Source organism: Actinocrinis sp., from assembly GCF_035938995.1.
GTDB lineage: Bacteria > Actinomycetota > Actinomycetes > Streptomycetales > Catenulisporaceae > DASZGI01.
Genome location: NZ_DASZGI010000057.1, coordinates 1 through 10796, shown reverse-complemented (window position 1 = coordinate 10796; position 10796 = coordinate 1). Strand labels below are relative to the sequence as shown.

The window sequence follows — 10796 nt, the reverse complement described above, 5'->3', positions numbered from 1 at the left end:
CGGAATTTGACCACGTACATGCCCAGGTCGTCGGCCTCGACGATGGCCGGCAGCGACCCGCCCTCCCGCAGCGGGGTCACATACCGGGTCGCCGTCACGTCGCGCAGCACGCGATCAAGCTTACGGCGGCGCGGGACGGGGGCGAGGCGGTATTTTCGTGGCGTGGCGACGGCGGGGCGGATTTCGAACTCCTAGGTGCGGCCGGAGCCGACGGGGAGTCCCCGGCGGACGGCTTCGAGGAGCACCGCCGGATGCGGGCGCAGCCTACTGCGGCAGCAGCGTGAGCGCGGGAACGTGGTCGGGGCGCACTACGGAGAAATGACGACGATCGAGGGTGGCGACCTCGGTCAGCTTCAGCCGCTCGGTGACGGCGATCACCGAAGCGTCCACCGTTCCCAACGGCAGGTCCGCGTACTTGTCCACGAGCACCCCGATCCGGTCGAGGTCCGCCGCGGTCAGCTCTACCAGCTGGAACAATCCGGAGCGAACGTCGTGGAGGAATTCCAGCTCCGCGCGCGTGCCACGGCGCTTTTCGAGCAGCAGGCATACCTCGGTGAACACCGGAGTGGGTACGAGCAGGGGACCGGGATGGCTGCTGAGCAGTGCGAGGCAGCGCTCGTGATCGTCGTCGCGATCGTTGATCAGGCCCACGATCGGGCCGGTGTCGACGACGATCACGAGGTTGTCTCCTCCTCGCCGAGCTCCGCGCGCAGGATGTCCTCGCTGCGGGCTGCAAGGTCCCGCTCGGCCGAGAGCGCGCCGGCGCTGCGAAAGACCCGCCGGGGACGCACCTCGTGGCCGAGTTCGGCGAACTGGCGCAGCAACTCGACCACGCTCGGCAGGCGATCCTCGGGCACAGCGTCCACCAGATGGTGCAGATCATCCCGGACGGTCATATCCCCAGTTTAACGCGGTCCTGTCGGGCACAGGCCAAGTGCGTGCTTACGGCGGCGCGGGACGGGGGCGAGGCGGTATTTTCGTGGCGTGGGCGACGGCGGGGCGGATTTTGAACTCGTAGGTGCGGCCGGAGCCGACGGGGAGTCCCCGGCGGACGGCTTCGAGGAGCATCGGCGGTACCTGACGTCGGTGGCGTACCGGCTTCTCGGGTCGGTCGCGGACGCCGGGCCTTCGCCCTGCTCAATCCGGCCAAGCTGGCGCACCTGCCGGGCGGGGGCGCGGTCAGCCCCCGCTTACAGCGGCGATGACCTGCACGGTGGCGCCGTCCGGCACGGCGGTGTCCGGGCCGGACAGGTCGCGGATGTCGGTTCCGTCGACGTAGACGTTCACGTGGCGGCGGATCGCGGACCGCTCGTCGCGCAGCCGCCGCTCCAGCGCCGGCAGCTGGTCCGCGAGCCGGTCGAGCACCCCGGCGACGGTCGTCGCGCCGCCGCCGGGGCCGTCCAGCTCGACCTCGCGCCGCCCGCCCGCGAACCCGGCCAGCGCACTGGGAACGAGGAGGGTCACGCTCATGGCCTGTCTCCCTCACTAAGAGGCCGGGTCCACTCCAGCACTGTGCTCAGTCGAGAACCATGGCGCGCACCGAGAGCACGTCGGGCAGGTTCTCGGCGACGCGGGTCCACGAGCGTCCGACGCCGCCCGCGAAAAGCTCCCCGCTCCGGGTGCCGAAGTACAGCCCGGCCGGATCGTGGCTGTCGGCGGTGAACGCGTCCCGCAGGACGATCGAGTAGAAGCCGGACTGGGGCAGCCCGACCCCGACCTCGGACCAGCTGCCGCCGGCGTCGTCGGTGCCGAAGACCCGGCAGCGGTAGTCGGGGGTGAACCGCTGGTAGTCGCTGACCAGTGGGAACACGTACGCGTAGTCGGGGCGGACGGGGTCGGCGACGATCGAGAAGCCGAATTCTCCGGGCAGCCCGTCCGCGATGGAGGTCCAGCTCGTGCCCCAGTCGTCGGTGCGGTAGACCCCGTTGTGGTTCTGCAGGTACAGCCGGTCGGGGTTGCCGCAGTCCCCGGAGACCTTGTGCACGCACTGCCCGTACTCCGGGTAGCGCTGCTCCTCGGGAAGGAACGTGGCCTTGACGCCCTTGTTGGCCGGGGCCCAGCTCTCGCCGCCGTCGAAGGTGCGGTAGACGCCGCCGGCCGACATCGCGACGAGCACTCGGTCGTGCTGCTCGGGGTGCGGCACGATCGTGTGGACGGCCTGGCCGCCGTAGCCCGGGGCCCAGTTCTCCCGGTGCGGGTGATCCCAGAGGGCGCGCACCAGTTCGAAGTTGATGCCGCCGTCGTGCGAGACGAAGAGCGCGGAGGGCTCGGTGCCGGCGTAGACCAGGTTCGGCTCGGAGGCGGGGCCGGGCTGGATCTGCCAGACCCGGCCGAGCGCCGCATCGATGTCCTTGGGGAAGGCCACCGGCGCGTGGTCCGGCTCGCCCCAGGTGGCGCCGAGGTCGTCGGAGTGCAGGATGGTGGGGCCCCAGTGCTCGCTGGTCGCCGCGGCGAACAGGCGGAGCGTGGGGCGACGGGTGTCGATACCGACCGCGTACACGGCCGTCATCGGAAGGGCGAGCGGTTCGGCTTCCCAGGAACCGGCTCGCCCGCGCGCGATGAGGAGACCCTTTCGGGTTCCGGCGAGCAGGAGCGTGTCAGCCATGCCGCCCACGGTAGTAGCGGGTTGCGACATCCGCGCGGGGAAACGCGGGAATTCTGGTGATCCGCCAGGGTCCGATCCGCCAGGTTTGGTGAGCACGGGTCGCGCCGGGCCGCAGCACCGCCAAAAATAATCTCAGCGGTTCATCGCTCCACCGATGAGTTTCGGCGGGGTCGCCCGTTTCACTGTCGACACCCGCGCGAGAGCAGGTGTCGACGACAAAGGAGACGATCATGGAATACCGCCTCGAACTGGTGCTGCTGCCAGTCGCCGACGTGGACCGGGCCAAGGCGTTCTACACCGAGCAGGCCGGCTTCGACCTGTTGGTCGACACCCCGGTCGGCGAGAAGATGCGGGTCGTGCAGATCACCCCGCCCGGGTCGGGCTGCTCGATCGGGTTCGGCGACGGCCTGGGCGTGGTGGCCGCGCCGGGCACGACCAGGGGCCTGCACCTGATCGTCTCGGACATCGTCGCCGCCCGTGACGAGTTGATCGGGCGCGGGGTGGAGGTCAGCGGGATCCGGCACATCGTCGACGGCGCGTGGCACGAGGGGCCGCACCCGGACCGATCCGACTACGAGTCGTTCGCCGACTTCAGCGACCCGGACGGCAACGGCTGGGTGCTGCAGGAGGTCAAGACCGACTGGCGGATCGCGGCTGCGAACCAGGGCAAGTGAGCCGCAGACCGTGACGACCCGGGACCGCGCCGACGCGGGCATGGCGGGCGGCCGCGGCGAGCTGATCGCCGCGGCGCTCGCCGGGGACGAGTCCGCCTTCGCCGAGCTGAGCGAGCGTCACCGGCGCGAGTTGCACGTGCACTGCTACCGCATGCTCGCCTCCTTCGACGACGCCGAGGACGCGGTGCAGGAGACGTACCTGCGCGCGTGGCGCGGCCGGGAGGGCTTCGACGGCAGCTCGCTGTTCCGCGCTTGGCTCTACAAGATCGCCACGAACGTGTGCCTGGACATGCTGCGCCACAGCACGCACCAGGCCTCGGCGATGCGCTCGTTCGCCGAGGTGCCCTGGCTGCAACCGTATCCGGACCGGCTGCTGGACGAGATCGCGCCGAGCGCCGAGGAGCCTGACGCCGTAGCGGTCGAGCGGGAGACGATCGAGCTGGCGTTCCTCGCCGCGCTTCAGGTCCTGCCGCCGCGGCAGCGGGCCGCTCTGCTGGTGCGCGACGTCCTGGGGCGGCCGGCCGAGGAGACCGCGGGGCTGCTCGAGACCAGTGTCGCGGCGGCGAACAGCGCTTTGCAGCGGGCCCGCGCGACGATGCGTCAGCACCTGCCGGAGCGCCGCAGCCAGTGGCCGGTCCGGCGGCCCAGCGCCGAGGAGCGGGAGTTGCTGGAGAAGTTCATCGACGCGCACGAACGCTGCGACGTAGCTGCGGCCGTGGCGGTCACCTCGACCGACATCCGTGTGACGATGCCGCCGTACCCGTGGTGCTTCGACGGGCTCGACGCGCTCGCGCCGCTGATGGAGCGGGCGATGGGGCCGGACCGGGATGGCGACTGGCGGCTGGTGCCGACCGGGGCCAACCGGATGCCCGCCGCCGCGAGCTATCTGCGCCGCTGGGACGACGGCGAGTTCCGGGCGATGAAGCTGGACGTGCTGCGGACCGCGGGCGGTCAGATCGTGGAGATCACCACTTTCGGCCCGAACACGTTCCCCGGCCTCGGCCTGCCGATGATCTTGTCCGGATCGTAAGCAGTATGTAAGGCGACGGACTCCGGAACTGATCGGTTTTCTCAGCACGCGGCGCGAGAATCAGAGCCATGGACACCGTGCCGCCTGCCATTCCGCCGCGTGAAGAGGGGCCGGGCTCCTCTGCGCCGAAGACGCGCCGCGACGGTCAGGGCGGCCCGGTCCTCGCCGCGTGGTGCGGTCTGATGGCGGGCGCCGCGGCGCTGGCCGTCGGCGAGTTGGCGGCCGTGGCCGCCGGTGGCGCGGCCGCCGCGCCCGCGATCGCGGTCGGCCAGCGGGCGATCGACCTCGCCCCGCAGCCGCTCAAGGAGTTCGCGATCCGCAACTTCGGCTCCAACGACAAGACCGTGCTGCTCAGCGGCGTCTACGTGGCGCTGGTGGTGCTGTCGGCGGGGGCGGGGATCCTGGCGCGCAGGCATCTGACGATCGCCTCCTGGGTCGCCGCCGGATTCGGGGTCGTGGGCATCGTGGCCGCCGAGACCAGGGCGAGCCCGCAGGCCGGAGCGTGGTTCCCGTCGCTGCTCGCGGGCGGGGCGGCGGTCCTGGTGCTGCGCTGGCTGACCCGGCTGAGCCGGGACGCGAGCGCCGGGCCGACGGACCGGCGCCAGTTCCTGCTCGCGCTGGGAGGCACGGCTCTCGGCGCGGCGGTGGGCGGTTTCGGCGCGAAGGCGTGGCTGGACTCGCGATTCAACGCGGGCCCGGCGCGGGCGGCGGTCAAGATCCCGGCCCCGGTCGAGGCGCTGGCCCCGGTGCCCGCCGCGACCCATCCCGACGTCCCCGGTCTCGGGTCGTTCTTCACCCCGAACACCCAGTTCTACCGGGTGGACACGGCGTTGACGGTGCCCCAGGTCGACCCGACGAAGTGGAAACTGCGCATCCACGGGATGGTCGACCGGCCGTTCGAGCTGACCTTCGCCGACCTGCTGGCGTTGCCCCTCGACGAGCACGACCTCACCCTCACCTGCGTCTCGAACCCGGTCGGCGGGTCGTACTGCGGCAACGCGCGGTGGATCGGGGCGCCGCTGGCCCCGCTGCTGCGCCGGGCCGGGGTGCAGTCCGGGGCCAGCCAGATCCTGGCCACCTCGGTGGACGGGATGACGATCGGCGCCCCGGTGTCGGCGGTGCTCGACGGGCGCGAGGCGATGCTGGCGGTGGCGATGAACGGCGAGGCGCTGCCGATCGAGCACGGATTCCCGTGCCGGATGCTCATCCCCGGGCTTTACGGGTACGTCTCGGCGACCAAGTGGGTGATGGACCTGAATCTGACCACCTTCAGCGCCGCCTCGGCCTACTGGGTGGACCAGGGGTGGGCGCAGCAGGCCCCGGTCAAGACGGCTTCCCGGATCGACGTGCCGGGCGACGGAGCGACGGTCTCGGCGGGTGACGTGGTGCTGGCAGGTACGGCGTGGGCGACACATCGTGGGGTGGCGGCGGTCGAGGTGCAGATCGACGGCGGCGCCTGGCACGAGACGACGCTCGCCGCCGCGGACACCCCGGACACCTGGCGTCAGTGGTCGTACACGTGGCGGGCGGCCAGCGGACAGCACCGCGTCGCGGTCCGCGCGACGGACGGGACCGGCACCTTGCAGACCTCGGTGGTGCAGGATGTCCTGCCGGACGGCTCGACCGGCTACCACCAGATCAGCATCAACGTGACCTGACAACCCCGGCCGTTCTCGAAGAGCAATCAAACGCTGCCATTTTTCGACGAGCAATCAAACACTGCGAAAATCGCCCGGTGACCTTGCCGCGCCTGATAGCCACAGATCTTGACGGAACCCTGCTGCGCTCGGACGGTTCGGTGTCCGCCCGCACCCGAGCGGCGCTGGCCGCCTGCCGGGCCGCCGGGATCGGGGTGGTGTTCGTCACTGCAAGGCCGCCGCGGGTGATGGACCAGATCGTCGAGCAGGCCGGCCACGCCGCGACCGCGATCTGTGCCAACGGGACGATCGTGCACGACTTCGCCGCCGCAACATCGACCTACGTGCACGAATTCGCAGCCGAAGGCGCGCGGGCGATCGTCGACCAGTTACGCCCGGCGGTGCCCGACTGCGGGTTCGCCCTGGAGACCGGCGAGCGGGTCTGGTACGACACCGGGTATCGCATCGGGCTGATCAACGACACGCAGCGGTACCTGGCGGACCCGTGGGACTCGGTGTGGGGCGAGGTGAGCCGGGTGGTGAAGGTGCTGGCCCGTTCAAGCACACACACGGCGGACCAGATGCTCGCCGCCGCGCAGCAAGCCCTCACCGTGCCGGCCGAGATCTCCCACTCGGGCGGCCGCGGCCTGGTGGAGATCGCGCCGCCCGGCGCCACCAAAGCCAGCACCCTGGCGTGGTACTGCGCGGCTCTCGGCATCGAACCCGAAGCGGTCGTGGCGTTCGGCGACATGCCCAACGACCTGCCGATGCTGGCCTGGGCCGGGTCATCCTACGCGGTCGCGAATGCGCACCCGGACGTACTGCGCGGCGCGAGCGGAGTCACCGGCTCCAACGACGAGGACGGTGTCGCGGCCGCCTTGGAGAAGCTGATCGGCTGAAGCGTCGGATCGAAGAGGGCTGAGTGCGGATCAGCGCTCTTCGGCTCGGTCGAAGACGAGCTCGTAATAGATCAGGTCGCGGTCCTGGCGCACGATGCGGAAGCCGCACTTGGCCAGGACCCGCTGCGAGGCGTGGTTGTCGTGGTCGGTGTCGGCGTCGATCGCGCGGACCGAGCGCTGCCCGCGGCACAGATCGACCAGTTCCCGCAACGCCTCGGTCGCGTAGCCGTTGCCCCAGCTCGGCGGCACCAGGCCGTAGCCCACGACCACCCGGCCGTCCTCGTCGGGCGGCCCGTAGAAGCCGATGGTTCCTATCGCCGCGCCGTCGCGCCGGGAGTCGATCCGGTAGCAGACGAACGGGCCGGGGGGTGCCTCGCCGGCCGCGGAGGCCTTGGCGTACATGCGGGCGCCGTCGCGGTCGCCCTCGGTCGGGAATCCGTCGGCCCAGTGGTCTTCCGGCCCGGGCGTGCCGCCGACCAGGCGGGCCGCCTCCTCGACGGTGAGCGGGTGCAGGACCAGTCGGCTGGTCAGCAGGTCGTCCATCCCCGCGATTCAATCCGGCACCGGACAGTGCGCGCAATGAAGTTGCCAAGCTGTGACGCGATCACGCCAGCCTGTCCTTGCGCACCTTGCCCATCGCGTTGCGGGGCAGGGCGTCGCGGAAGACGACGGCGCGCGGCCGTTTGTGTGCGGCGAGCGCGCTGGCCACGAAGCCGATCAGTTCGTCCTCTGTCACCCCGTCGGCCACCACGAAGGCGGTGATCCGCTGGCCGAGGTCGTCGTCCGGCAGGCCGAGCACGGCGGCCTCGCGCACCGCGGGGTGGCCCAGCAGCGCGTTCTCCACCTCGCCGGCGCCGATCCGGTATCCGCCCGACTTGATCAGGTCCGTGGAGGCGCGACCGACGATGCGGTGCGCGCCGGAGGGCTCGACGACTGCCATGTCGCCGGTGCGGAACCAGCCGTCTGCGGTGAACGCCGCGGCAGTGGCTCCGGGACGGCCCAAATAACCCGAGAAAACGACAGGGCCCTGCACGTGGAGCTCCCCGACGGTGACGCCGTCGGCGGGCAGCGGCGCCCCGTCCTCGCCGACCAGCCGGGTCGACACTCCGGCGAGCGGGCGCCCGACGCTGCCGGCGGTGCGGTCCGTGTCGTCGGCGCGGGCGGAGAGCGTGATCAGCGTCTCGGTCATGCCGTACCGCTCGACCGGGCGGTGGCCGGTGAGCGTCTCGAGGTCGGCGGCTACAGGCAGCGGCAGCGCGGCGGAGCCGGAGACGAGCAGCCGGGCGGAGGACAGGCGCTTGGCGGAGGCGGGGTCGGCGCAGACTCTGGACCAGACGGTCGGCACGCCGAAGTAGAGGGTTCCGCCGGCGGCCGCATAAGCCTCGGCGGTGGGGCGTCCGGTGTGCACGAGGCGCGAGCCGGTCCGCAGTGCGCCGAGGATGCCGAGGACGAGGCCGTGTACGTGGAACAGCGGCAGTCCGTGCACGAGTGTGTCGTCGGCGGTCCATTGCCACGCTTCGACGAGGGCGTCCAGGTCGGCCGCGATCGCGCGTCCGGTGATGGGGACGCCCTTAGGCGCGCCGGTGGTACCTGAGGTGTAAAGGATCAGCGCAGCCGCTTCTGGCTGGGCGTCGGGGAACGTTGCCGCGCCGCGCGCTTCGGGATCGACGGACACGACGGGAACGCCGCAGTCGGCCCAGACGTCCCGCGTGCGCTCGGCGGTGAGCAGCAGCGCCGCGCCCGAGTCGCGCAGGATGTGGTCGCGCTCCGCGGGTCCGCTGTCCGGCGGCACGGGGACGACCGGCACGCCTGCGAGCAGCCCGCCGACGACGGCGACGACGGTCTCGGCGGTCGGCGTCGCGTGCACGGCGACGGCTGGCGCGCCGTCGATCTGCGCGGCGAGGGCGCTGGCGGCCTCGGCGAGTTGCCCGCGCGACAGCGCCCGGTCGGCGATCCGCAGGGCGCCCGCCTCGTCGGCGCTCGACCCGGTCAAGCTCGGCAGGAGTCGCATGCCGCCACGGTACCCGCCGGGTCTTGGATCTTACGAAAGGCCCGATGGAGGGGGCCGTGCGCCAAGCCGCCGGCCCAGTCCGACCTGATCAGGTGCCTGCGAGCAGTTCGACGACGGGGGCGAAGGTCTCGGCGAACGTCTCGCCGACCTGGAAGTAGGAGACTCCGGTCCGGTCGCGGCGGCGGCGCAGCACGTCCGCCATCTCGGCGGGAGTGCCGTCGAGGGCGGAGATCGCGCCGATCTCCAGGAGCTGGTCCGGGTCGGCCCCGATGAACCGGCGCATGAAGGGCGGCATGTCCCGCCCGATGACGGCGATGTTGGTGCCCAGCTCGATGTCGTCGAACCGGTCTCCGGCGTATTCGCGCAGCTCGGCCGTCTTCTGCGCGAGGGCGTCCTCGGTCGTCTCGGCCGGCAGGCCGAGCGCGACGATGTCGGCCTCCTCGGCGGCCAGCCGCAGCATGCGTGGGCCCGACGCGGCGATCATGATCGGCGGGTGCGGCTGCTGCACAGGGCGCAGCGGGCCGGGCGGCTTCACGAACCGCTCGCGGACCTCCAGGATCGTCTCGTGCAGCAGCGCGATGCGCTCGCCGGGGGTGCCGAACGGCAGGCCGAGCGCCGCGGCCTCGTGCTCGGCGTCGGGGCGGCCGGTGCCGATACCCAGTTCGAGGCGTCCGCCGGACAGGACATCCACGGTCAGGGCCTCGTGCGCGACGGCGGTGGGGCGGTGGTTCGGCACGGCGATCACGTAGCTGCCGACGCGCAGCGTGGTGGTCGCCGCGGCGGCTGCGGCCAGAGCCGGGAAGGTGGCAAGCGTGCCGAGCGTGTCGGGTACGTGCAGGGTGGAATAGCCGAGCTCTTCGACGTGGCGCGCCAGCTCGGACCAGGTGCGTTCGGCGGTGGGCAGGGCGGCGACGATGGCGAAGCGGAAGGGGCGCGACGACATGCCGCCCACGCTACGCCTTGAAGCGGGACAAGTGCGCGAGCACGGCTTGGTGCGCTTCCCAGCCGTCCGGGAACTTCACCGGGACGCCGAGGTGGACCGGTTCGGCGTGCGGATGGGCGTCGAGCAGCTCTGCGATACCCGCGCGGGCCACGACGACGCAGGCGTGCCGGTGGCGGGACAGCAGCACGCACAGGCGTCCGGTTTCCAGATGGAAGGCGCTCGCGTCGCGCCGCCCGGACAGCGGGTGCAGGACGATCGTCACGTCGTACTCGCGGCCTTGGAGGCGGTTGGCGGTGTCCACGGTGACGGCGCGGGTCGCGGAGCCGTGCCGGTCCAGTGCCAGCCGGATCCCGGCGACCTGGTCGCGGTGCGCCGCGCCGATCGCGATCCGGTCGCCGCTGACGGGCCGCCCCTCGGCGTATGCGGGATCGAAGGCGACGGCGCCGCGCTCGAGCAGGCGGGCGGCGAGGGCGGCGCAGGCTTCGAGCGCCTCAGCGTCCGTACGGACGGTGTGCTGCGCGGGCAGTTCGTGCAGCGCCCAGCCGGTTTCGGCGGCGAGGTCAAGCGCACTGTCGATCTTGAGCGCGCTGCCGATGCGGCCGATGCCGCCGCCCGGCAGTTTGAGGGCGCGGTCGTGTTCGGCGCTGCCGGCCTCGAACGGGGTGAAGGGGTAGAACGCGGCGGACACCAGCGGCGCCGCGCTCGGGGGCAGGCGCCACGAAAACGGCAGCCGGTGCACCGGGAGGCCGGGGTTGTGCGCGCGTACGACGGCGACGGCGCTGTCGGTGGGGTCCCAGGCGGATCCGGCCCATCGGTCCCCTTCGATGGCGGCGAAGGGGTCGAGCTGGCCGGGATCGCCGACGAACAGGGCGGTGCCGTGGGCGAAGCGCGGCGCGATCGCGAGCAGGCCGTCCGAGCGCATCTGGTACGCCTCGTCGAGGATGGCCCAGCGCCAGCCGCCGTCCGGCCAACCTGGCGCCGGTGTATCTGTGTCCTG

General features: G+C 71.9%; 12 protein-coding genes and 1 pseudogene. 4 read left to right on the top strand and 9 right to left on the bottom strand.

The window, feature by feature from the left end:
• From VGZ32_RS28575 to VGZ32_RS03830, 5 genes and pseudogenes are all read right to left on the bottom strand, one after another.
• A pseudogene (locus VGZ32_RS28575) lies at positions 1-110 on the bottom strand (aminotransferase class I and II); the annotation flags it as partial.
• 154 nt (positions 111-264) lie between these two features.
• Entirely contained in the window at positions 265-678 is a 414-nt protein-coding gene (locus VGZ32_RS03845) for a type II toxin-antitoxin system VapC family toxin (protein ID WP_326884397.1), read from the bottom strand.
• A complete protein-coding gene (locus VGZ32_RS03840) occupies positions 675-896 on the bottom strand; it encodes a hypothetical protein (RefSeq protein WP_326884396.1) in 222 nt (73 codons plus the stop codon). Before VGZ32_RS03840 ends, VGZ32_RS03845 begins: the two co-directional genes overlap by 4 nt.
• Before the next feature lie 283 nt (positions 897-1179).
• Complete coding sequence (locus tag VGZ32_RS03835) at positions 1180-1470, bottom strand: MoaD/ThiS family protein (RefSeq protein ID WP_326884395.1); 291 nt, start codon at positions 1468-1470, stop codon at positions 1180-1182.
• A 46-nt stretch (positions 1471-1516) separates the two neighbouring features.
• Positions 1517-2605, bottom strand: a complete 1089-nt coding sequence (locus VGZ32_RS03830; protein WP_326884394.1) for a hypothetical protein — start codon at positions 2603-2605, stop codon at positions 1517-1519.
• A 230-nt stretch (positions 2606-2835) separates the two neighbouring features.
• On the opposite strand from VGZ32_RS03830, the gene VGZ32_RS03825 reads away from it, so the two are divergent.
• The 4 genes from VGZ32_RS03825 to VGZ32_RS03810 all read left to right on the top strand — a co-directional run bounded on the left by VGZ32_RS03825 (position 2836) and on the right by VGZ32_RS03810 (position 6845).
• Positions 2836-3279: a VOC family protein gene (locus VGZ32_RS03825; protein WP_326884393.1), complete on the top strand. Its 444-nt coding sequence runs from the start codon at positions 2836-2838 to the stop codon at positions 3277-3279.
• A 40-nt stretch (positions 3280-3319) separates the two neighbouring features.
• Positions 3320-4309, top strand: coding sequence for an RNA polymerase subunit sigma-70 (locus VGZ32_RS03820; RefSeq protein WP_349263473.1), 990 nt, complete (start codon positions 3320-3322; stop codon positions 4307-4309).
• Positions 4310-4377: 68 nt separating this feature from the next.
• A complete protein-coding gene (locus VGZ32_RS03815; protein WP_326884391.1) occupies positions 4378-5967 on the top strand; it encodes a molybdopterin-dependent oxidoreductase in 1590 nt (529 codons plus the stop codon).
• Between the two features lie 77 nt (positions 5968-6044).
• Entirely contained in the window at positions 6045-6845 is an 801-nt protein-coding gene (locus VGZ32_RS03810) for an HAD family hydrolase (RefSeq protein ID WP_326884390.1), read from the top strand.
• Positions 6846-6875: 30 nt separating this feature from the next.
• Here the strand turns inward: VGZ32_RS03810 and VGZ32_RS03805 are convergent, their stop codons facing one another.
• The 4 genes from VGZ32_RS03805 to VGZ32_RS03790 all read right to left on the bottom strand — a co-directional run.
• Positions 6876-7388, bottom strand: coding sequence for a GNAT family N-acetyltransferase (locus VGZ32_RS03805; RefSeq protein WP_326884389.1), 513 nt, complete (start codon positions 7386-7388; stop codon positions 6876-6878).
• Positions 7389-7449: 61 nt separating this feature from the next.
• Complete coding sequence (locus VGZ32_RS03800) at positions 7450-8856, bottom strand: acyl-CoA synthetase (protein ID WP_326884388.1); 1407 nt, start codon at positions 8854-8856, stop codon at positions 7450-7452.
• A gap of 88 nt (positions 8857-8944) precedes the next feature.
• A complete protein-coding gene (locus VGZ32_RS03795) occupies positions 8945-9799 on the bottom strand; it encodes a TIGR03621 family F420-dependent LLM class oxidoreductase (RefSeq protein WP_326884387.1) in 855 nt (284 codons plus the stop codon).
• Positions 9800-9809: 10 nt separating this feature from the next.
• A partial coding sequence (locus VGZ32_RS03790) for an AAA domain-containing protein (protein ID WP_326884386.1) occupies positions 9810-10796 on the bottom strand: 987 nt, incomplete at its 5' end.